The sequence below is a fragment of the Aeromonas sp. WP2-W18-CRE-05 genome (genome assembly GCF_014168615.1).
Lineage (GTDB): Bacteria > Pseudomonadota > Gammaproteobacteria > Enterobacterales > Aeromonadaceae > Aeromonas > Aeromonas caviae.
Map to the genome: position 1 here is coordinate 4,337,078 of NZ_AP021917.1, position 21,420 is coordinate 4,358,497.

A 21,420-nucleotide genomic window follows, 5' to 3' on the forward strand; every position below is an offset into this window, starting at 1 on the left:
CGATTGATCTATGGTGCCTTTGATCGAACTGGCCCAGGGCTTGCCCTGGCTCTATCTCTCCTTGATTTTCCTTTTCTCCCTGATGGTGGGCAGCTTCCTGAACGTGGTTATCCATCGTCTGCCCATCATGATGGAGCGGGCCTGGCATGCCGAATACAGCGACTATTTCGGTGACGGTGAAGCGACTCCTCCTGCAACTGGACGATACAACCTCATGGTGCCCCGCTCCCGCTGCCCCCACTGCGACCACCCCATAGGGGCGCTGGAGAACATTCCCCTGCTGAGCTGGCTATGGCTCAGGGGGCGCTGCCGCAACTGCCACGCCCCCATTTCGGCCCGCTATCCCCTGGTCGAGCTGCTCACCGCCTTGCTGTCGGTCTCGGTAGCAGCCGCGCTTGCCCCTGGCTGGGGCACCCTTGCCGCTCTGCTGCTCACCTGGACATTGGTCGCACTGACCTTCATCGACCTGGACAAGATGCTCTTGCCGGATCAGCTCACCCTGCCCCTGCTCTGGGGTGGCCTGCTGTTCAATCTGGCGGGCGGTTTCGTGCCCCTGGCCGATGCGGTAATCGGTACCATGGCTGGCTATCTGGTGCTCTGGAGCCTCTACTGGGCCTTCAAGCTGCTGACCGGCAAGGAAGGGATGGGCTATGGCGACTTCAAACTGCTGGCGGCGCTGGGCGCCTGGCTCGGCTGGCAAGCCTTGCCCATCGTGCTGCTGCTCTCTTCGCTGGCGGGCGCCATCATCGGCATCGGTCTCATCCTGCTGCGCAACCACCACCAGGGCAAACCCATTCCCTTTGGCCCTTATCTCGCCATCGCGGGCTGGATAACGCTGCTGTGGGGCGATAGCATCACCCGCTGGTATCTTGATGTCGTGCTCTAGCAAAAGGATCTCTGACCCATGTATGTAGTCGCAATCACAGGGGGAATCGGCAGCGGCAAGACCACGGTTGCCAACCACTTTGCCGAGCTGGGCATCGAGGTGGTGGATGCGGACATCATCGCCCGCGAGGTGGTGGAGCCCGGCACCCCTGCTCTGGCTGCCATCGCCGCCCATTTTGGCCCGGATGTCGTTGCCCCCGATGGCCAGCTCGATCGCCGCCGGCTGCGAGAGCGGATCTTCACCGATTCGCAGGCCAAGGAGTGGCTCAATGCCCTGCTCCATCCCCTCATCCGCAGCGAGATGCTGCGCCAGTGTGCGGCAACCCGCTCCCCCTACTGCCTGCTGGTCGTCCCCTTGCTGGTGGAAAACCGGCTCACTTCCCTCGCCGATCGGGTACTGGTGATCGATGTGGACGAAGCGACGCAAATCGAGCGTACCTGCCGCCGCGATGGCGTCACTCGGGAACAAGCCCAGGCGATACTGGCGTCCCAGGCGAGCCGCAGCGAGCGCCTGGCGATGGCCGACGACGTCCTGGACAACCAGAGTGGTACGAGTGAGACCATCTGGCAGCGAATTTTCGCCCTGCACCAGACATATCTGGCATTTGCCTCTCAACAAGCCCACCAACTGTGAGTACACTAGGCCGGTTTATGGCTGGCCAGGATTAGGCATGATTTACGATTTTCCCCTCAATGAAAAAAGCCGGACCTATCTTCGTCTGGAGTCCCTGTTTTCCCAGATCCGCGACAATCTGGAGAGTGACCAGTCCTGGGCACATATCGCCTTCTTCAAGGGGTTGTTCGATTTGCAGGAGTTGCTGGAGCGTGGTGACCTGCGTGCCGATCTCATCAAGGATCTGGAGCGCCTCGGCCAACGCCTGAGCCACTGGGCCAGTCTGCCTGACGTCGATCTCGAGCAGATCCAGCGGATGCAGCAGGAGAGTACCCAGCTCTCCCGCAACCTGCTGAACTCCCCGCGCCCCGGCGCCCGTCTGAAAGAGGATCGCCTGCTCGGCTCCATTCGTCAGCGCTTCTCCATTCCGGGTGGTCTGTGCGCCTTCGATGTGCCGCAACTGCACCACTGGCTGGCGACCCCGGCCGTCACCCGCCACCAGCAGATGCAGCAATGGCTGAGTGACATCACCCTGCTGATGAACGCCATCTCCCTGTTGCTGCGCCTGTGGCGCGAGTCGGGCAACTTCAGCGACCAGGTGGCCACCAACGGCTTCTTCCAGGATACCGCCGAAGGGGCTGAACTGATCCGCATCCGTCTGGCGGGCACCCAGCCCTGCTATCCGACCCTGAGCGGCCACAAGAACCGCTTCGCCCTGCGCTTCCTGCCGACGACGGAGCAGCAGATAGGCGACGTCTCCTTCCAGCTCGCCTGTTGTTGAGGAGCGCCCCATGGTGACCAAGGTAAAGTGTCCGACCTGTCAGAGCGAGATCGAATGGGGTCCGCAGAGCCCGTTTCGCCCCTTCTGCAGCAAGCGCTGCCAGCTGATCGACCTCGGCGAGTGGGCGGATGAACAGAAGCGCATCCCGGGCGAGATCAACCCGGATCTGCTGCCCGACCCGGAACAGGGCGATCCCTGGCAATAAACACTTCACGATCAAAAAAGGGCCCTCAGGCCCTTTTTCGTTGGTATCGATTCCCTTTCAGGCTAGCGAGGCCTGCAACCGCGCGACGATGGGGCCGTTGGCATCCGGGAAGCGGTATTCGTGCAGCGAGGCCAGTGGCACCCAGCGGCACTCCTGTCCCTCCTTGCCAAAGGGCTCGCCGTGGAAGCGGGTCACCTTCCAGATATCCAGCAAGACCTGCTTGTCGGGGTAGTCGTGGTGCAGCTCCATGAAGGGGGCACAATCCTGCACCCGGATCCCGATCTCTTCCCACAATTCCCTGTCCAGCGCGGTGAGCAGATCCTCCCCCGACTCCACCTTGCCACCGGGAAACTCCCAGCGATCCCCCTGATGGCGATCGGCTGAGCGTTTGGCGATGAAGATATCTCCCCGTTCGTTCTCGATGACGCCCACCGCCACCCAGATCCGTTTCTTCTGTTCCATCATTGTCCTCAGCGTAAACACGGCAAACGGGCGATCCAGGGGGCAAGCCGAATGGCCTGCTGATCCCCCCGGGCCCTGAAGAGATCCTGCCCGACATGCTCATTGCCCGGCGGCGCAACCTGCGGCCAGGGCACCGCACCGGGCGGAGTGAAACAACGATCGTGTACCCGCGCGCTCTGGCGCAGATAGCGCCATAAACAGTCTCGCAAGAACCACTGGTCGATGTTCGGTGTTTCCATGGTACTGGGCTGATAGCTCGCCATCAGCGGCGCAAGGGGAGGCAGCACTCCGGCCACACCGCCCCACATGCCGGCCAGCACCAGATCGGTGTGGCTCCACCAGTCACGCATGATATGGAACCAGCGCCCCGATGCAAGCCAGTCATCGACCGCCAGCCGCTCCCGCAGATTCAGCACGGAGTCCGCATCGCGCACAAGGAAGCGCCCCACTCCGGGATCATTGGCGACCTGGAAGCGCCAGCAGAGACGCTGACGCTGGGATTGACCATCGGGCTGCACCTTTATCTCGGCGCCATGTTCCTGCAGGCAGGCCAGAAACCCCTGAGGGACACTGCCATCCACATAGAAGCGCACCCGCCAGCCCGGATAGAGGTAAGCTGCGGCCAGCACATTGTCGAGCGCTCCCCGCAAATAGCGAGGCTGTGCTCCCCACAAGGAGAAGGCGATGACTGCCTGCTTGTCCCCCTGCTCCGCGAGCCAGACATCCGGCCCCTCTGCCGACAGCACCCACCCCGCGACAGGCTGCGAGACGGCCTCATCCTTGAGAGTCAGGGCACGGGTTCCCGCTTGTGCCGCTTCTTCATGGCGTCCTAGCTTGGCAAGGGAAGTGCAAAGCCCGTCATGGACCAGATAATCACCCGGCTCGCGCCGCACCAGTTCGACCAGGTGCGTCACGGCCCGCTCATGCTGATCGGAGCGCGAGAGGCAGACACAGAGATTGCGCAGCACCTCAGTGTTATCGGGCGCAGACCGGTACGCCAGCGTCAGCACCTGTGCCGCCGAAGCGGGATCGCCGGACAAAAAGAGGTAATAGGCAAACTGCAGTTGCAGGGGAACGGATTTGTTCGTCTCTGCGTTCAGCCTGTTCAGCACACAACGGATCGCCTCCTGGCGCTTCTCCTGCAGCCAGTGCCCATGTGCCTCCCCATCCCATCCCGCCGGCAATCTGCTCATCGTCCCCTCCTTGGTCCGAAAATGAATACACCGCCCGGAGGCGGTGTATTCATCATGGCAGGGTGTCAGGTCAGCTGACCGTGACAGTGCTTGTATTTTTTACCCGAACCACAGGGGCAGGGATCGTTGCGCCCGATCTTCTGTTCGTCGCGCACGAAGGTGGTATGGCCCTCGGCCCCACCCGTATCCTCGTCAGCCAGCTGGTTTTCGGCCGTGGCATGGGTGTAGGTACGGGGAGTGGCTTCGGCCTGCTGGCGCTGCTGCTCTTCCATCGCCTCCACATCCCGCTCCTGCACTTGTACCCGGCTCAGGATGCTGACCACGTCGCGTTTGAGGGTCTCCAGCATCTGGGTGAACAGATCGAAGGATTCGCGCTTGTACTCCTGCTTGGGGTTCTTCTGGGCGTAGCCGCGCAGATGGATGCCCTGGCGCAGGTGATCCATGGCCGCCAGGTGCTCCTTCCACAGACCATCCAGCGTTTGCAGCATCACCGCCTTCTCGAAGTTGCGCAGCACCTCCTTGCCGACCAGCTCTTCCTTGTGGGCATAGAGCTTGGTGGCTTCATCCAGGATGCGTTCACGCAGCTTCTCTTCATACAGCTTGTCGTCTTCCGCCAGCCACTGCTGCAGCGGCAGATCTAGGGCGAAATCGGACTTCAGACGCGCTTCCAGACCCGGCACGTCCCACATCTCTTCCAGGGACTGGGGCGGGATGTACTCGTCGATGATGGCGCCGTAGACGTCGTCACGGATGACGTGAATAGTCTCGGAGATGTCGTTGGTGTCCAGCAGTTCGTTGCGCTGCTCGTAGACCACCTTGCGCTGATCGTTAGCCACGTCGTCAAACTCGAGCAGGTTTTTACGGATGTCGAAGTTGCGACCTTCCACCTTGCGCTGGGCATTCTCGATGGCCTTGGTCACCCAGGGATGCTCGATGGCCTCGCCCTCTTCCATGCCCAGCTTCTTCATCATGCCGGTCACGCGGTCGGAGGCGAAGATCCGCATCAGGGTATCTTCCATGGAGAGGTAGAAGCGGGAGGAGCCCGGATCACCCTGACGACCGGAACGGCCGCGCAGCTGGTTGTCGATACGGCGGGATTCGTGACGCTCGGTACCGATGATGTGCAGACCACCGGCCGCCAGTACTTCGTCATGACGCACCTGCCAGGCCGCTTTCAGCTCGGCAATCTGCTCGCTTGACGGGTTTTCCAGCTGGGCGATCTCCGCCTGCCAGTTGCCGCCCAGCACGATGTCGGTACCACGACCGGCCATGTTGGTGGCGATGGTGACGGCGCCGGTCTGGCCGGCCTGGGCGACGATCTCCGCTTCCATGGCATGGAACTTGGCGTTCAGTACCTTGTGCGGGATATTTTCCTTGGTCAGGATGCCGGAGAGCAGCTCGGAGTTCTCGATGGAGACGGTACCGACCAGCACGGGCTGGCCGCGCTTCACGCACTCGCGAATGTCCTGCACGATGGCCGCGTATTTCTCTTGGGCGGTCAGGTAGACGAGATCGCCCATGTCCTTGCGCACCATCGGCTTGTTGGTCGGGATGACCACGGTATCCAGGCCATAGATCTGTTGGAATTCAAAGGCTTCGGTATCCGCAGTACCGGTCATGCCTGCCAGCTTGTCGTACAGACGGAAGTAGTTCTGGAAGGTGATGGAGGCCAGGGTCTGGTTCTCGTTCTGGATCTTGACCCCTTCCTTCGCCTCGACCGCCTGGTGCAGACCGTCTGACCAGCGACGACCCGGCATGGTGCGGCCGGTGTGCTCGTCGACGATGACGATCTCGTCCTTCTGGACGATGTAGTCGACGTTGCGCTCGAACAGGGTGTGCGCACGCAGGCCGGCATTGACGTGATGCAGCAGGCTGATGTTGGTGGCGGAGAACAGGGAGTCATCCTCGGCCAGCAGCCCCTCTTTCTTGAGCAGCTCTTCCACGAAGATCTGGCCGTTTTCGGTCAGCAGCGCCTGGCGGTTCTTCTCGTCCACCGTGTAGTGGCCGTCGCCGGTGTACTCCTCGGAGTCTTCCTTGTCCTGCTTGACCAGCAGGGGGATCAACTTGTTGATCTGGGTGTACATGGCGGAGCTGTCTTCCGCCGGACCGGAGATGATGAGCGGGGTGCGGGCTTCATCGATGAGCACCGAGTCCACCTCATCCACCAGCGCGTAGTTGAGCGGACGCTGTACGCGCTGCTCCGGCGAGAATGCCATGTTGTCGCGCAGGTAGTCGAAACCGAATTCGTTGTTGGTACCGTAGGTGATGTCGGCAGCGTAGGCATCGCGCTTCTGGGATGCATCCATGCCGGGCACGTTGCAGTCCACCGTCATGCCGAGGAAGGCAAACAGCGGGCGGTTGGCTTCCGCATCACGCTTGGCCAGATAGTCGTTCACCGTCACGACATGCACACCGCGGCCGGTCAGGGCGTTCAGGTAGGCCGGCAGCGTGGCCGTCAGGGTTTTACCTTCACCTGTCTTCATTTCGGCGATGCGGTTGGAGTTCAGCACCATGCCGCCGATCAGCTGGACGTCGAAGTGACGCATGCCGAACACACGGCGGGAGGCTTCACGGACGGTGGCGAACGCTTCCGGCAGCAACTGCTCCAGTGTTTCGCCCTGCTCCAGACGCTGACGGTACTCGGCGGTCTTCGCCTGCAGTTCCTGATCGGACAGTGCCTCGAACTGAGGCTCCATCGCATTGATTTGTTTTACAATTTTGCGCAAAGCCTTGAGCGTTCTGTCGTTCCGGCTGCCGATAATCTTGGTGAGCAGTGTGCTAATCATGGGTACCAACTGTTTTGGTTATATAAGCGTTCCGTCACTGGAACCTGAAGAAAAAACCTAACCCCGTCTGGCATTCAGAAAGCGCGCGGGGTTGACCTGACGACCATCTTTCAACACTTCGTAATGCAAATGAACTCCGGTTGCACGACCGGTTCGCCCCATCAGGGCAATCTTCTGGCCCTCATCGACCAGGGTGCCCACATCCACCAGTAACTTGGAATTGTGGGCATAGCGGGTGACCAGACCATTGCCATGGTCAATCTCCACCATGTTGCCAAACTCCGGATGGCGCCCCGCCCAGCTGACAATCCCCTTGCCTGTCGCCAGGATGGGGGTGCCGGGCCTGCCGCGGAAATCCACCCCTTTGTGCATCTTGGCGCGACCGTTGAACGGATCGACCCGCCCACCGAAACCGGAGGAGATCCAGACACGCTCCTGCTTGACCGGTGAGCCGGGGATGAAACCCGCATCGGTGATATGGTGGTTCATGATGAAGGATTCAAGTACCGACAGCTGTTCTTCGCGGCTGCTGAGCTGACGGCTGAGGTGTTCCATGGAATCTTGCAGTTCACCCAGGCTGACTTCCAGGTCTGCATCATAGGAAGGGCCGCCCATCGGGGGCAGCTCCTTGAAGTTGAACTCCTCGGGATCGAGGTCCGCCTTCTCGGTCAGGCGCTCGCCGAGGGCGTTGAGGCGACCCAGTTGTCCCTGCATGGTGCCCACCTGGGCGGCCAGCATGGCAAGCTGTTCGCGGGCTTCATCGGCCCCTTGCGTGGATTTTTGCTGCTGCGCCAGGGTCAGCGCCACTTCCAGCGCCTCCATTTTCTGCTGCCAGCTCTGCCAGAGCCAGCCGCCCCCCAAGGCCAATACAGTGAAGAGAATACCGCCGACCCAGGCCAGACGTTGTTTGGGTAAGTGCAACCTGCGGCGCTGCTTACCGTGGAGGATCAGGGTAATGCTCATAGAAATCTGTCTTCTCGGTCAGGTGAGGCCAAGGGCCTGCACGGGCAATAAAACCGGGAGATAATCGGTATTAAAGGATGGAATAAACAAATGACAGGACGTCGGTGCGGAGAGATGACCGACGTCCTGTTGCACAGCTATCAGGCCAGAACCAGACCGTTGTCGTAGTAAGCGATAGGCGCTTTGTCGCCCTCACCCTCGAAGGTCACCAGTTCCCAGGCCTCCTGCTGGGCCAGCAAGGCACGCAGCAGCTTGTTGTTCAGGGCATGGCCCGTCTTGTAGGCACGGAATTCACCGATGATACTGCGATTGCACATGTACAGATCGCCGATGGCATCCAGCATCTTGTGCTTCACGAACTCGTCTTCGTAGCGCAGACCATCTTCGTTCAGCACCCGGTAGTCATCCAGCACCACGGCGTTTTCCAGGCTGCCGCCCAGTGCCAGGTTCTGGGAACGCAGGTACTCGATATCACGCATGAAGCCGAAGGTACGAGCACGGCTGATCTCTTTCACGAAGGAGCTGCCGGAGAAGTCCAGCACGCAACGCTGGTTGCGCCCTTCAAACACCGGATGCTGGAAATCGATCTCGAGATCCATCTTGAAGCCGTTGCGATAGGGGTGGAATTCCGCCCACTTGTCGCCGTCTTCAACCCGGATGCTCTGCTTGATCCGCACGAACTGCTTGGGTGCGTTCTGTTCACGAATACCCACTTCCTGCAGCAGATAGATGAACGGATGCGCACTGCCGTCCATTACCGGGATCTCGGGAGCATCAACCTCGACATAGAGGTTGTCGATGCCCATCCCGGCCAGAGCGGCAGACAGGTGTTCGATGGTCGACACGCGAACACCGGCTTCGTTCACCAGAGCGGTACAAAGCACGGTATCACGCACCTGATCGGCGTTGGCTGGCAGCGCGACCACAGGATTCAGATCGGTACGCAAGTAAACGATCCCTGTGTTAACAGGCGCCGGACGGAACGTCATAGTGACTTTCCGGCCCGAATGCAGGCCCACACCGGTGGCCTGGACACTCGTTTTCAAGGTTCTTTGTCTAATCATGGGCGTATCCGCTTTAACAGCTCAAATTCCTGACCAGATGGTCGTTGCCGGGCCATCTTAGCACAATCCTTAAGCAACAAACAAACCAGAGCCATCAGGGGCTTAGTCTGCCTGCTTGCGCAGGAACGCAGGAATATCGAGATAATCCGGTTCGCGACGAGCTTGCGGCTCGGCGTTCACCACCTTGGCCGGGGCCTCTTCCATCACGCGAGACTGCAGGGCTTCGCTGATCAGGGGCTGACGGGCCGGACGCTCTTGAACCATGTTGTTCTTGACCAGAGTGATGTCGGGCTTGCGCTCGGCACCGATACCGGTCGCCACTACGGTAACGCGCAGTTCGTCGTGCATTTCCGGGTCGATTACGGTACCCACCACCACGGTAGCGTTCTCGGACGCGAAGGCCTTGACCGCGTTACCCACGGTCTCGAACTCTTCGATGGTCATGTCCATGCCAGCAGTGATGTTGACCAGGATGCCGCGGGCACCGGCCAGATCCACGTCTTCCAGCAGCGGGCTGGAGATGGCCTTCTCGGCCGCTTCTTCGGCACGGTCGTCACCGGAGGCGGAGCCGGTACCCATCATGGCGGTACCCATCTCGCGCATCACGGTACGTACGTCCGCGAAGTCGACGTTGATGAGGCCCGGGCGGGTGATCAGCTCGGCGATGCCCTGTACTGCACCCAGCAACACATCGTTGGCCGCCTTGAAGGCGTCCAGCAGGGAGATGCCGCGACCCAGCACCTTCAGCAACTTGTCGTTGGGGATGGTGATCAGAGAGTCGACGTTCTTGGAGAGCTCTTCGATGCCGTGAGCGGCGAAGCCCATCCGCTTCTTCCCTTCGAAGGAGAACGGCTTGGTCACGACGGCAACGGTCAGGATACCCATCTCGCGGGCCACTTCGGCCACGATCGGTGCAGCACCTGTACCAGTACCACCACCCATGCCGGCAGCGATGAACACCATGTCGGAACCGGTCAGCAGCTCGCGCAGCGCTTCCCTGTCTTCCATGGCGGCGTCACGACCCACTTCCGGGTTGGCCCCGGCACCCAGACCCTTGGTGATGCCACCGCCGATCTGCAGGGTGGTATTGGCACTGGAGTTGCGCAGTGCCTGGGCGTCGGTGTTCACGGTGATGAACTCGACACCTTCGATGTTTTGACGAACCATGTGCTCGACTGCGTTGCCGCCGCCGCCACCCACACCTATCACCTTGATGACGGCTTCGTCAGTGTGGCTATCCATAAATTCAAACATGTTGTCTCTCCGCTTTATTTGCCTGACTCAGCAAAATCTTTAGAACTCGCCACGCAACCAGTTGCTGACCCGTTTGACCAGCCCACCTACGCTTGCCTTGGCGGCATATTCCTTGTTACTGCCGGTGGATTGGTTGGTGCGGCCGTACTGCAACAACCCGACCGCAGTCGAGTACACCGGTGCCTGTACGTAGTCACTCAATCCCCGGATATTCATGGGTTCGCCCACCCGGACCTGGCTCTGGAAGATCTGCTCTGCGCACTCCACAATGCCTTCGATCTGGGCCGCGCCACCGGTCAAGACCACACCGGCGGCCAGCTGATGCTTGACCCCCTGTGCCTTCAATTCGCTCTGCACCCGCACCAGCTCGTCATTCACCATGGAGAGCAACTCGGTGTAACGGGGTTCAATCACTTCCGCCAGTGTCTGCCGTTGCAGGCTGCGCGCCGGGCGACCGCCGACACTGGGCACTTCGATATTGTCTTCCTTGCTGACCAGGCGGCCGAGGGCGCAGCCGTAGCGCACCTTGATCGCCTCCGCATCCAGCGGCGGCGTGCCGAAGGCATAGGCGATGTCGCTGGTCACCGTGCTGCCGGCATAGGGAATCACCTTGGTGTGACGCAGGGCGCCGCCGGTAAAGAGCGACATGTCCATGGTGCCGCCACCGATGTCCACCACGCAGACACCCAGCTCCTTCTCGTCTTCGGTCAGCACGGCGTAGCTGGAGGCCAGGGCGGAGAAGATCAGCTGATCCACCCGCAGACCCACCTTCTCCACACACTTCTCGATGTTGCGCGCCATGTCGTTGTGGCAGGTGATGAGATGCACCTTGGCTGCCATCCGCACGCCGGAGAGGCCGACCGGGTTCTTGATCCCTTCCTGATAGTCGATGGCGAACTCCTGGGGCAGCACGTGCAGCACCCGGAGCTCGTCAGACAACCGCACCGACTTGGCGGTGTGGATGACGTTGTCCACATCCTCCTGGGTCACCTCTTCGTCGGAGATGGGCACCATGCCGGTCTCGTTGCGGCAATCGATGTGCTTGCCGGACAGCCCCAGATAGACGGAACTGATCTGGCAGTCTGCCATCATCTCGGCCTCTTCCACCGCGCGGCGCAGGGACTTGACCACGGAGTCGAGGTCATTGACCCCGCCCTTCTCCATCCCGCGAGAAGCGTGGCTGCCCATGCCGATGACATTGAGTTCGCCATCGGGCAATACTTCGCCAACCAGTACCGCCACCTTGGTCGTGCCGATATCCAGTCCGACAATCAAATTTCTATCTGCGGTGTTGGTCATTCACTTTCTCTTCGCTTTTCTTCCAGCCAACTGCCATCCCGGTGTCGTATCGAAGATCCACGTAAGCAACCCGCTCACGAGGCTCGATGACCGGAAAGGCATCGATAAACCGCTGCAGACGAAGCGCGATATCCGAGCGCCCCACAAACAGCTGAATGTTGCCATCCAGGGTCAGTTCCCAGGCATGGCGGGGGGTCAGATTCACCCCCAGCAACTTGTATCCCTTGGCCGCCAGCAGCGTTTCGTACTGATGGCTGGCTTCCAGCACCTTGGCGGCTTGATCATCGGGCCCGGACAACTGCATCAGGGGCTTCTTCACCCTGTCCGGGGCACTGAATACCTCACCCTTGGTGTTGACGAAGCGGTTGCCGTTCCAGCGAGCCGCCACATCCTGTTCCGTGAGATAGACCTTGATCTTGTTCGGCCACTTCTTTCGTACCGAGACCTGGGCCACCCAGGGCAGGGCGTTCAGACGCGCCTGCAATTCGTTCACATCCAGCTCGAAGAAGTTGCGAAGTTCGGCACCATCCAGCACGGCAGCACGCAACTCATCGGCCTTCAAATATTCGTGTTGCCCCTGCAGCAACAGCTCGCTCATGGGCAACCGACTGGCATCCGTCAGCCAGTCTTTAACATCCAGCGCAGTCTGGTAGAGCCCCCACATGACCAGGATGAAAAATGCCACCCCGGCGATGAAGCCCCCCTTGGTGCGCCCTTGTGCCCTTGCCTCCACCCGATCGATCCCCGTAAAACGCGCCATGCCGGCCACTTGCAGACCGGTTCGCCATTATATAGGCCTCGGCTTGGCGGTCAAAATACTCATTGGGCCCTCAGGCACCGGATTTCATGCTATCCACGCTCAATTTCATCTCGCCGAGACGACGGGCCAGCGCACCGACGTTACCCGCCCCCTGGGTCAATACCAGATCCCCCTCGCCAATCAGGTCGGCCAGCACCGCGGGCACATCATCCGGCGTTGCGACAAAGATGGGCTCCAGGGTGCCGCGGGAGCGGATGGAACGGCACAAGGCACGGCCATCGGCACCGGGAATGGGCTCCTCACCGGCGGCATAGACCTCCAGCATCACCAGCACGTCCACCTTGGAAAGCACATCCGCGAAATCTTCGTAGAGATCCCGGGTGCGGCTGTAACGGTGGGGCTGGAACACCATCACCAGCCGCTTCTCGGGCCAGCCGGCGCGGGCGGCGTTGATGGTCACCTTCACTTCGCTCGGGTGATGACCGTAATCGTCCACCAGCATGGCCTTGCCACGGCCGGTTTCAAACTCGCCATATTGCTGGAAGCGGCGCCCCACCCCTTCAAACTTGGAAAGTGCCTGGATGATGGCCTCGTCGCCGATGCCGTCTTCGGTTGCCACCGCGATGGCGGCGGCGGCGTTGAGGGCGTTGTGGATGCCCGGCAGATTCAGGGTCACCTCCAGCTCACCCGCCCCTGCACGGCGCACCCGGAAGCGGCTGCGATTGCTGGTCTGCACGAAGTCCAGCACCTGCACATCGGCATCATCGCTCAGACCGTAGGTGAGGGTAGGACGGGCGATCTCCGGCAGCATGCCGCGGATCACGGGGTCATCCACGCACACCACGGCCAGGCCGTAGAACGGCAGGTTGTGCAGGAAATCGATGAAGGTGGCCTTCAACCTGGAGAAATCGCCGCCATAGGTGTCCATGTGATCCGCTTCGATATTGGTCACGATGGAGACCATGGGTTGCAGATGCAGGAAGGAGGCGTCGCTCTCGTCCGCCTCGGCAATCAGATAACGGCTGCTGCCCAGGCGGGCATTGGTGCCGGCGCTGTTGAGCAGACCGCCGATGACGAAGGTGGGGTCGCGATCCGCCTCGGCATAGATGCTCGCCACCAGACTGGTGGTGGTGGTCTTGCCGTGGGTCCCGGCGATGGCGATGCCGTGACGGAAGCGCATCAGCTCAGCCAGCATTTCGGCGCGGCGCACCACGGGAATACGCAGCTCGCGGGCAGCCAGCAGCTCGGGGTTGTCCTGCTTGATGGCGGTGGAAACCACCACCACGCTGGCACCGTCCACATGCTCGGCACTGTGACCAACAAAGATGTGTGCGCCCAAAGAGGCCAGGCGTTCGGTCACCCCGTTGCGGGCCAGATCCGAGCCGGTCACCTGATACCCTTCATTGGCAAGCACTTCCGCAATACCGCCCATACCGGCGCCACCGATGCCGATGAAGTGGATGCGACGCACACGGCGCATTTCGGGGATAACGGTACGCAGTTTTGCCAGTTCAACCTTGGTCATAGTTCTTTCTCAATTCGCGGCCACAGGCCATTTTCATTCGGCGACATTCATCAGTTCGAAGACAGAAGCGGGGCCTTGGCGGCACATCTTGGCCTTCCATCTCGTTTGGCTCAGCCGGTGGCGAGCCGTTTGCACTCATCGGCAACCCGTTCGGCAGCATCGATGATGGCGACCCGGCGCGCGGCCTGGGCCATGTTCAACAGAGTTTCCCTGCGCCCGGCGAGCCAGGATAGGCGCGACGCCAGCGCCGCCGGCGTCAGCTCGGACTGGGGCAGGAACTCGGCCGCACCGCCGTCGACCAGGGTCAGGGCGTTGCGGGTCTGGTGATCGTCCACCGCATGGGGCAGGGGCACGAAGATGGCGGCCACACCGGCAGCGGCCACTTCGGAGACGGTCAATGCGCCGGCGCGGCACACCACCAGGTCAGCCCAGGCATAGGCATCCGCCATGTCCTTGATAAATTCACTCACCTCGGCCTCGACCCCCAGCCCGGCATAGGAAGCAGCCACGGCCTCCCCGTTGCCCTTGCCGCATTGGTGACGCACCTCGATGGGCACACCGGCAGCTGCAACCGCAGGAGGCACCTGCTCGTTGAGGACCCGGGCCCCCAGGCTGCCACCGACCACAAGCAGGCGCAGAGGATCGCTGCTGCTGCGCAGTTGGGGATCCGGCAGCGCCACCACCTCGGGGCGCACCGGGTTGCCCACCACGGCGGTGCGGGCATTGGGTGCGAAGGCACCGGGGAAGGCCATCAGTACCCGCCTGGCGATACGGGCCAGCAGCTTGTTGGTCAGGCCGGCGGCGGCATTCTGCTCGTGCAGCAGCAGCGGAATGCCGGACAGCCAGGCGGCCACGCCACCCGGGCCGGAGGCGAAGCCCCCCATGCCCAGCACCACATCGGGCTGGATGGTCTTGAGCACCTGGCGGGCCTGCAGCACGGATTTGATGACACGGTAGGGCGCCGCGAGCAGACGCTTGATGCCGTTGCCACGCACCCCCTGGATGTCGATGAAGGAGATGGGATAACCATGGGCAGGCACCAGCTCCGCCTCCATCCGGTCGGCAGTGCCGAGCCAGTGGATGGTCCAGCCCTGGGCCTTGAGGCGATCGGCGACGGCCAGGCCGGGGAACACATGGCCCCCGGTACCACCCGCCATCACCAGTAACGTCTTGCTCACGCAACCTCCCGCACGCGCGCCTGGGCACTCGCCTGGCGCAACTCGAAATCGATACGAATCAACATGCTCACCGCCACCATCATGATGATGAGACTGGAGCCGCCATAACTGACCAGCGGCAGGGTCAGCCCCTTGGTAGGCATCATGCCGCTGGCGGCACCGACGTTGACGAAAGTCTGGAAGCTGAACCAGATGCCGATGCCGATGGCCAGATAACCTTCATAGAGCCGCTCGGCCACCAGCGCCTGGTGACCCAGCTTGAGCGCCTTCACCGCCAGCGCAAAAATCAGGAAGAGTGCGCCAAGCACCCCCACGTAGCCCAGCTCTTCGCCCAGAATGGCGAACACGAAGTCGGTGTGGGCCTCCGGCAGGTACTCCATCTTCTGGATGGAGTTGCCGAGCCCCTCGCCAAACCAGCTCCCCCGACCAAAGGCCATCAGGGACTGGGTCAGCTGATAGCCGCTGCCAAAGGGATCGGCCCAAGGGTCGAGGAAAGAGGTCACCCGCCGCATCCGGTAGGGCTCCGCAATGATCAGGGTCACCACGGCGCTCACCCCCACCAGGATGAGACCGATGAACTGCACCAGCCGGGCACCGGCCAGGAACAGCATCCCGAGGGAGGTGACGAACATCACCACCACTGACCCGAGATCCGGCTGGGCCAGCAGCAGGATGGCCACCACGAACAGCACCGCCATGGGTTTCATGAAGCCGATGAAGCGCTCGCGCACCTCGCTTTGACGGCGCACCAGATAACCCGCCAGATAGACGAACAGCGCCAGCTTGCCGAACTCGGCCGGCTGCAGGTTGAAGGGGCCCAGCGGCAGCCAGCGTACCGAGCCGTTGACGCTGCGCCCCACCAGCAACACCATCACCAGCAGCACGATGGCCAGCAACAACATGGGGCCGTTGTAGTGCTGCCAGCGTGCCATGGGCACCTGCAACACGAACCAGGAGATACCCAGCGCCATCACAAGGAACATGCCGTGGCGCTTCACGAACATGAAGGGATCGTTGTTGATGGCGATCCCCTCCGGAATGGAAGCGGACGCCACTATTACCAGCCCGACGCCCATCAGGGCGAGGGCCAGTACCACCAGTTGCCGATCGTAGAGACCGGCGGGGCGTGCCGGTAGCAACCAGCGCTGCAAGAATCCCGCAACCACGCGCAGGGCGTTCATAAGCCCATCACCAGTTCGGTGAAGCGATCGCCGCGCGCTTCAAAGGATTTGAACTGATCCAGGCTCGCGCAGGCCGGCGCCAGCAGCACCCAGTCACCGGGCCTGGCGTCGGCCGCCGCCTTGGCGACAGCAGCGTCAAGATCGGCAACCCGCTCGGTCTGTTCGCCCAGGGCCAGCAGCACCTCGGCATCCTGGCCAAAGCAGTACATGTGATCGATCTGGCTGCCGAGCAGGGCCTGCACCGGGCCGAAGTCCTGCCCCTTGCCCTGGCCACCGGCCAGCAGCAGCAGGCGGCCCTTGACCGCTTCACGCACCCCGGCCACGGCGGCCAGGGTCGCCCCCACGTTGGTGGCCTTGGAGTCGTTGATCCAGCGCACCCCATTTACCTCCCGCACGAAGCGGGCACGGTGAGGCAGGCCTTCAAAGCGGCGCAGCACGGCAAGTTGTGCCTCGCGGGGAATGCCCACCGCATCGCACAGGGCCATGGCCGCCAGGGCATTGGCCTGGTTGTGGGCACCCACTATCTTCATCTCGTCCACCGCCAGGAGCGGCTCACCGTGCAAAGTCAGCCAGTGACGGCCCTCCAGCTCGCAGCGACCGTAGCCGTTGCAGTCGAGGCCGAAACTCTGCCACACCTGACCCACATCGGGCAGGGTCTGGGGATCGTCGCGATTGATCAGGATGTGCTGGGAGTGCTGATGGATCTCCATCTTGGCGGCGCGGTAATCCGCCATGCCGGCATAGCGATCCATATGATCTTCACTGAGGTTCAGGACCACGGAGGCGGCGGCCCGCAGGCTGCAGGTGGTCTCGAGCTGGAAGCTGGAGAGCTCCAGCACGCAGAGATCCATGGGCTGCTTGAGGAGCGACAGCGCCGGGGTGCCGATATTGCCCCCCACACCGACCTTGAGTCCCGCCTCGGCGATCATCTCACCCACTAGCGTGGTGACCGTGCTCTTGCCGTTGGAGCCGGTGATGGCGATGACGGGCGTCTGGGTTTCACGCACGAACAGTTCGATGTCACCGACGATGCGCACCCCGAACTCGGCGGCGGCCTTCAACTCCGGAGTCGCCAGGGCGATGCCCGGGCTCGCCACTATCATGTGCGCCTGCTTGAGCCGCTCCGCGTCCAACCCGTGGATGAGCTCCACCTCGGGGGGAAGCTCGTCCTTGCCCGGCGGATTGGCACGGGTGTCCATCACCAGCGGCGTGACGCCGCGGTAGAGGAAGTAATCGACGCAGGAGAGTCCGGTTTTGCCGAGTCCGATGATGATGACCATGGCTTACCTCACCTTCAGGGTGGCGAGGCCAAGCAGCACCAGCATGAGGGTGATGATCCAGAAGCGCACGATGACGCGCGGCTCCGGCCAGCCCTTCTTCTCATAGTGGTGATGGATGGGGGCCATGCGGAAGATCCGCACGCCGCGCAGTTTGTAGGATCCGACCTGCAGGATCACCGAGACGGTCTCCATCACGAAGACGCCCCCCATGATCACCAGCAGGAACTCCTGGCGCACCAGCACCGCGATGGTACCGAGCGCGCCGCCCAGGGCCAGGGAACCCACGTCCCCCATGAAGACCTGGGCGGGGTAGGTGTTGAACCAGAGGAAGCCCAGGCCCGCGCCCACGATGGCGGTACAGACGATCACCAGTTCGGAGGTGTAGGGCACGTAGGGAATGTGCAGGTAGTTCGCGAAGTTGACGTTGCCGGTCGCCCAGGCGATCAGGGCGAAGCCCCCCGCCACCATCACGGTGGGCATGATGGCGAGGCCATCCAGGCCATCGGTCAGGTTGACCGCGTTGGAGGTACCGACGATGACGAAGTAGGTCAGCAGGATGAACATCAGGCCGAGCTGGGGCATCACATCCTTGAGGAAGGGGACCACCAGCTGGGTCTGGCCATCGTGGGTAGCCGTGGCGTAGAGGAAGACCGCCACACCCAGCGCGACCGCGGACTGCCAGAAGTACTTCCAGCGGGCGATGAGGCCGTCGGTGTTCTTGCGCACCACCTTGAGATAGTCATCGGCAAAACCGATGGCGCCATAGGCCCCCAGCACGAACAGCACCAGCCAGACATAGGGGTTGTCGAGGCGGCACCAGAGCAGCACAGAAGTGAAAATGGCTGCAATGATCATCAGGCCGCCCATGGTCGGGGTGCCCTTCTTGCTGAGGTGGGATTCGGGACCGTCGTTGCGGATCACCTGGCCGAACTTCATGATCTGCAGGCGACGGATGAGGCGCGGCCCCATCCAGAGCGCCACCACCAGACCGGTGATGATCGACAGGATGGCGCGAAACGTCAGGTAGGAGAAGACGTTGAAGAAGGTGAAGTGCGGGGTGAGCAGTTCCGCCAGCCAGACTAGCATGTGGCTGACTCCTGATGGCCCTTGACCATCTCGACGATATCTTCCATGCGGGAGCCACGGGCGCCCTTGACCAGAATCGAAATTTCCTGATGTGTCTTTATCATTTGCGCAAGCACTTCAAACAACGACGCCTTGTTATCGAAATGTCGGCCAGCCGCGGCATCTGCGGTGTGGCGACTCTGTTCCCCTACGGTCAGCACGGCATCGAGGCCCTGCTCACGGGCGTGGTGTCCGACCCGGGCATGCTGCGCGGCGGACTCCTCACCCAACTCCTTCATGTCACCGAATACCAGCACCTTGTAGCCGTTCATGGCGGTCAGGGCATCGATACCCGCCAGCACGGACTCCACGCTGGCGTTGTAGGTGTCATCCACCAGGGTGAGGCCACCCCAGCGTTGCACGCAGAAACGGCCCTTGACCGGCGCCATCTGCTCCAGCCCCGCCTTGACGGACGCAAGCGATGCGCCCAGGGCCAGGGTCCCGGCGGCAGCAGCCAGGGCGTTGGCCACGTTGTGGCGACCCGGAATGGCCAGGGTCAGGTTCACCTCTCCCTGGGGCGTCACCATCACGAACCCGGCACAACCCTGCTCGTTGAGCGCGATGTCGCGGGCGTGGAACGGCTGACGCCGATCCTCGAGGGAGAAGGCGCACTGGATGCCCTTTTCACGCCACTTCGGCCAGAACTCGTTGTCGGCATTGACGATGGCGGTGCCGCCCTCGCCTAACCCTTCGAAGATTTCGCTCTTGGCATGGAACACCCCTTCCAGGGAGCCAAAGCCTTCCAGGTGCGCGGCAGCGACGTTGTTGATGATGGCGGCGTCGGGTCTGGCGAGCGACGTGGTCCAGGCGATCTCGCCCGGGTGGTTGGCTCCCAGCTCCATCACCGCGAACTGGTGTTGCGGCTCGAGGCGCAGCAGGGTCAGCGGCACCCCCACCTCGTTGTTGAAGTTGCCGGCGGTGGCCAGCACCTCCCCTTCACAACGCAGGATGGCCGTCGCCATCTCCTTCACCGTGGTTTTGCCACAGCTGCCGGTGATGGCGAGCACTTTCGGATTGATGCGCTCGCGCACCAGCCTGCCCAGACGCCCAAGCCCCTTGAGGGTGTCGCCCACCACCAGTTGTGGAATGGCCAGCGGCAATTCACGCTCCACCAGCAGGGCACTGGCGCCGGCGGCAACCGCCTGGTCGCAGAAATCGTGGGCGTCGAAACGCTCGCCGCGCAGGGCCACGAACAGCGCCCCCGCGCCCAGGGTACGGGTGTCGGTGCTGACCGCCGTGATCTCATGGTCGCCCCCGATCAGACGGGCATCGAGCACCTGCGCCAGGTCGGCAAGCCTGAGGGTCATCATTTGAATGACTCCATTAATGTGTGCAAGGCGGCTGCGACGGTTTCCCGATCGCTGTAGTGCCGCTTGTCGGTTCCAATGATCTGATAATCCTCGTGGCCTTTGCCGGCCACCAGGATGATGTCCTCTTTGCTCGCTTGGCTCAGTGCCAACTGGATTGCCTTGGTCCTGTCGTGCTCGATCTGCACGGCGCCGGGATCGCGAAGACCCGCCACCATGTCGGCCATGATCCGGGCCGGCTCCTCGGTACGGGGATTGTCGTCGGTCAGGATCACGCAGTCCGCATGCTGCTCCGCCATGGCAGCCATCATGGGACGCTTGCCGCGATCCCTGTCGCCGCCGCATCCCACCAGGCACCAGAGCCGGCCGTGACAGTGCACCCGCAGGGCCTGCAATGCCTTCTCCAGCGCATCCGGGGTGTGGGCGTAATCGACCACGGCGAGCGGCGCATCGCCACCGCCGAAGCACTCCATGCGACCGGTCACTGGTTGCAGTCTGGGGGCCGTCGCCAGCAGGTCATCGAAGTCATAGCCGAGCACCAGCATGGCGCCCATGGCGCCCAGCACGTTGCTGACGTTGAAGCGGCCGAGCAAGGGGGCGGATAATACACCATTCCCCCAGCTGGAGTTAATGCGCGTATCAAAACCTTGTTGGTGGAAGTGGGGATCCTGCGCCGTCAGTTGTCGTCCGGCATGGTTTTCAATCGGACCATGAACCCCGAAGGCCACCGCACCGGGATAGGTCGCCAGCCATTGCCGTCCCAGATGGTCATCGGCGTTGATGACGGCGCAAGGCTCATCCACCAGCTTCAGCAGCTCCTCCTTGGCCGCGGCATAGGCCTCCATGGTGCCGTGATAGTCCAGATGATCCCGGCTCAGGTTGGTGAAGACTGCCGCGGCAAACGGCAGGGCCGCCACGCGATGCTGCACCAGACCGTGGCTGGAGACCTCCATCGCCACCAGATCGGCCCCCTGCTGCTGCAAGGCGGCCAGATTGGCCTGCACCTGGACCGCGCTGCCCGTGGTGTTCTCTGCTTCGATGAGCTCGCCAAACAGACCGTTGCCTATGGTGCCCATGACCCCGGCCTTGCCCCCCAGCAGGGTGCGCCAGTTGGCCACCAGCAGGGCCGTGGTGCTCTTGCCGTTGGTGCCCGTGATGCCCACCAGTTGCAGCTTTTGCGCAGGGTGACCGTAGAAATGACCGGCCAGCTCGGAGAGACGAGCGGGAAGATCCCTCATGCCGATGCAGGGGATCTGGGTCGCCGGAGGGACGAATTCTCCGTCCTCCTCAAACAGCACGGCGGTCGCTCCCTGAGCCACCGCCTGTTCGATGAAGCGCCTGCCATCCACCTGATGGCCACGAATCGCCACGAAGAGCGAGCCGGGACCGACCCGCCGGCTGTCGAGCTGGAGATCGGTGAGGGAAAGCGCCGGGGCATCGATGCCGAAGCGGCTCATCAGTTGATCAAGTGTGCGGGGCGGCATGGGAAGCCTCCGAAAATGCGGGAATGCGGGCGCTCGTACACGCCATGGAAAACGCCCCGACAGCAGCGGGGCCGA

General features: G+C 62.3%; 19 protein-coding genes. 4 read left to right on the forward strand and 15 right to left on the reverse strand.

What is annotated here, in order from left to right; translation table 11 throughout:
- Positions 1–10: 10 nt before the first annotated feature.
- The 4 genes from H7R73_RS20280 to yacG are packed head-to-tail and all read left to right on the forward strand — an operon-like array spanning position 11 to position 2,484.
- A complete protein-coding gene (locus tag H7R73_RS20280) occupies positions 11–886 on the forward strand; it encodes a prepilin peptidase (protein WP_042880167.1) in 876 nt (291 codons plus the stop codon).
- Positions 887–904: 18 nt separating this feature from the next.
- Positions 905–1,519, forward strand: coding sequence for a dephospho-CoA kinase (gene coaE, locus H7R73_RS20285; RefSeq protein ID WP_103259472.1), 615 nt, complete (start codon positions 905–907; stop codon positions 1,517–1,519).
- Between the two features lie 37 nt (positions 1,520–1,556).
- Positions 1,557–2,279 carry a cell division protein ZapD gene (zapD, locus tag H7R73_RS20290; RefSeq protein WP_010675825.1) on the forward strand — a complete coding sequence of 241 codons (723 nt, stop codon included), beginning with the start codon at positions 1,557–1,559 and terminating at the stop codon, positions 2,277–2,279.
- Positions 2,280–2,289: 10 nt separating this feature from the next.
- Positions 2,290–2,484 carry a DNA gyrase inhibitor YacG gene (gene yacG, locus H7R73_RS20295; RefSeq protein WP_039040499.1) on the forward strand — a complete coding sequence of 65 codons (195 nt, stop codon included), beginning with the start codon at positions 2,290–2,292 and terminating at the stop codon, positions 2,482–2,484.
- A 57-nt stretch (positions 2,485–2,541) separates the two neighbouring features.
- Here the strand turns inward: yacG and mutT are convergent, their stop codons facing one another.
- The 15 genes from mutT to murE all read right to left on the reverse strand — a co-directional run bounded on the left by mutT (position 2,542) and on the right by murE (position 21,345).
- Entirely contained in the window at positions 2,542–2,946 is a 405-nt protein-coding gene (gene mutT, locus H7R73_RS20300; protein ID WP_171864957.1) for an 8-oxo-dGTP diphosphatase MutT, read from the reverse strand.
- Positions 2,947–2,954: 8 nt separating this feature from the next.
- The gene (locus tag H7R73_RS20305; RefSeq protein WP_103259471.1) at positions 2,955–4,139 is read right to left on the reverse strand and encodes a tetratricopeptide repeat protein; all 1,185 of its coding nucleotides are present in this window, start codon (positions 4,137–4,139) and stop codon (positions 2,955–2,957) included.
- 65 nt (positions 4,140–4,204) lie between these two features.
- Positions 4,205–6,925: a preprotein translocase subunit SecA gene (gene secA, locus H7R73_RS20310; protein WP_103259470.1), complete on the reverse strand. Its 2,721-nt coding sequence runs from the start codon at positions 6,923–6,925 to the stop codon at positions 4,205–4,207.
- Between the two features lie 57 nt (positions 6,926–6,982).
- Positions 6,983–7,888 carry a M23 family metallopeptidase gene (locus H7R73_RS20315; protein WP_039040495.1) on the reverse strand — a complete coding sequence of 302 codons (906 nt, stop codon included), beginning with the start codon at positions 7,886–7,888 and terminating at the stop codon, positions 6,983–6,985.
- Positions 7,889–8,028: 140 nt separating this feature from the next.
- Complete coding sequence (gene lpxC / locus H7R73_RS20320; RefSeq protein ID WP_010675831.1) at positions 8,029–8,952, reverse strand: UDP-3-O-acyl-N-acetylglucosamine deacetylase; 924 nt, start codon at positions 8,950–8,952, stop codon at positions 8,029–8,031.
- A gap of 102 nt (positions 8,953–9,054) precedes the next feature.
- Complete coding sequence (gene ftsZ / locus H7R73_RS20325; protein WP_005305686.1) at positions 9,055–10,206, reverse strand: cell division protein FtsZ; 1,152 nt, start codon at positions 10,204–10,206, stop codon at positions 9,055–9,057.
- A 39-nt stretch (positions 10,207–10,245) separates the two neighbouring features.
- Positions 10,246–11,505 carry a cell division protein FtsA gene (gene ftsA / locus H7R73_RS20330; RefSeq protein ID WP_010675832.1) on the reverse strand — a complete coding sequence of 420 codons (1,260 nt, stop codon included), beginning with the start codon at positions 11,503–11,505 and terminating at the stop codon, positions 10,246–10,248.
- On the reverse strand, positions 11,486–12,238 hold the full coding sequence (locus tag H7R73_RS20335) for a cell division protein FtsQ/DivIB (RefSeq protein ID WP_029314839.1): 753 nt from the start codon (positions 12,236–12,238) through the stop codon (positions 11,486–11,488). Before H7R73_RS20335 ends, ftsA begins: the two co-directional genes overlap by 20 nt.
- Positions 12,239–12,335: 97 nt before the next feature.
- Positions 12,336–13,790 carry a UDP-N-acetylmuramate--L-alanine ligase gene (gene murC, locus H7R73_RS20340; RefSeq protein WP_041211792.1) on the reverse strand — a complete coding sequence of 485 codons (1,455 nt, stop codon included), beginning with the start codon at positions 13,788–13,790 and terminating at the stop codon, positions 12,336–12,338.
- A 110-nt stretch (positions 13,791–13,900) separates the two neighbouring features.
- The gene (gene murG, locus H7R73_RS20345) at positions 13,901–14,968 is read right to left on the reverse strand and encodes an undecaprenyldiphospho-muramoylpentapeptide beta-N-acetylglucosaminyltransferase (RefSeq protein ID WP_010675835.1); all 1,068 of its coding nucleotides are present in this window, start codon (positions 14,966–14,968) and stop codon (positions 13,901–13,903) included.
- A complete protein-coding gene (gene ftsW / locus H7R73_RS20350; protein WP_010675836.1) occupies positions 14,965–16,149 on the reverse strand; it encodes a cell division protein FtsW in 1,185 nt (394 codons plus the stop codon). The genes murG and ftsW overlap by 4 nt, the downstream gene beginning before the upstream one ends.
- Positions 16,146–17,429 (reverse strand): UDP-N-acetylmuramoyl-L-alanine--D-glutamate ligase, encoded by a 1,284-nt coding sequence (gene murD / locus H7R73_RS20355; protein WP_103259469.1) that lies wholly within the window; start codon positions 17,427–17,429, stop codon positions 16,146–16,148. Before murD ends, ftsW begins: the two co-directional genes overlap by 4 nt.
- Before the next feature lie 3 nt (positions 17,430–17,432).
- Positions 17,433–18,515, reverse strand: a complete 1,083-nt coding sequence (gene mraY / locus H7R73_RS20360; protein ID WP_010675838.1) for a phospho-N-acetylmuramoyl-pentapeptide-transferase — start codon at positions 18,513–18,515, stop codon at positions 17,433–17,435.
- Positions 18,509–19,864, reverse strand: coding sequence for a UDP-N-acetylmuramoyl-tripeptide--D-alanyl-D-alanine ligase (murF, locus tag H7R73_RS20365; protein ID WP_103259468.1), 1,356 nt, complete (start codon positions 19,862–19,864; stop codon positions 18,509–18,511). The genes mraY and murF overlap by 7 nt, the downstream gene beginning before the upstream one ends.
- Complete coding sequence (gene murE / locus H7R73_RS20370; RefSeq protein WP_039040490.1) at positions 19,861–21,345, reverse strand: UDP-N-acetylmuramoyl-L-alanyl-D-glutamate--2,6-diaminopimelate ligase; 1,485 nt, start codon at positions 21,343–21,345, stop codon at positions 19,861–19,863. Before murE ends, murF begins: the two co-directional genes overlap by 4 nt.
- Positions 21,346–21,420: the final 75 nt, after the last annotated feature.

Coding starts and splice junctions, on each gene's coding strand:
- ftsZ (WP_005305686.1), bottom strand. CDS start 10,206: ATGTTTGAATTTATGGATAGCCACACTGACGAAGCCGTCATCAAGGTG.
- mraY (WP_010675838.1), bottom strand. CDS start 18,515: ATGCTAGTCTGGCTGGCGGAACTGCTCACCCCGCACTTCACCTTCTTC.
- H7R73_RS20315 (WP_039040495.1), bottom strand. CDS start 7,888: ATGAGCATTACCCTGATCCTCCACGGTAAGCAGCGCCGCAGGTTGCAC.
- ftsA (WP_010675832.1), bottom strand. CDS start 11,505: ATGACCAACACCGCAGATAGAAATTTGATTGTCGGACTGGATATCGGC.
- H7R73_RS20280 (WP_042880167.1), top strand. CDS start 11: ATGGTGCCTTTGATCGAACTGGCCCAGGGCTTGCCCTGGCTCTATCTC.
- ftsW (WP_010675836.1), bottom strand. CDS start 16,149: ATGAACGCCCTGCGCGTGGTTGCGGGATTCTTGCAGCGCTGGTTGCTA.
- coaE (WP_103259472.1), top strand. CDS start 905: ATGTATGTAGTCGCAATCACAGGGGGAATCGGCAGCGGCAAGACCACG.
- murD (WP_103259469.1), bottom strand. CDS start 17,429: ATGGTCATCATCATCGGACTCGGCAAAACCGGACTCTCCTGCGTCGAT.
- secA (WP_103259470.1), bottom strand. CDS start 6,925: ATGATTAGCACACTGCTCACCAAGATTATCGGCAGCCGGAACGACAGA.
- murE (WP_039040490.1), bottom strand. CDS start 21,345: ATGCCGCCCCGCACACTTGATCAACTGATGAGCCGCTTCGGCATCGAT.
- lpxC (WP_010675831.1), bottom strand. CDS start 8,952: ATGATTAGACAAAGAACCTTGAAAACGAGTGTCCAGGCCACCGGTGTG.
- zapD (WP_010675825.1), top strand. CDS start 1,557: ATGATTTACGATTTTCCCCTCAATGAAAAAAGCCGGACCTATCTTCGT.
- yacG (WP_039040499.1), top strand. CDS start 2,290: ATGGTGACCAAGGTAAAGTGTCCGACCTGTCAGAGCGAGATCGAATGG.
- murC (WP_041211792.1), bottom strand. CDS start 13,790: ATGACCAAGGTTGAACTGGCAAAACTGCGTACCGTTATCCCCGAAATG.
- murF (WP_103259468.1), bottom strand. CDS start 19,864: ATGATGACCCTCAGGCTTGCCGACCTGGCGCAGGTGCTCGATGCCCGT.
- H7R73_RS20305 (WP_103259471.1), bottom strand. CDS start 4,139: ATGAGCAGATTGCCGGCGGGATGGGATGGGGAGGCACATGGGCACTGG.
- mutT (WP_171864957.1), bottom strand. CDS start 2,946: ATGGAACAGAAGAAACGGATCTGGGTGGCGGTGGGCGTCATCGAGAAC.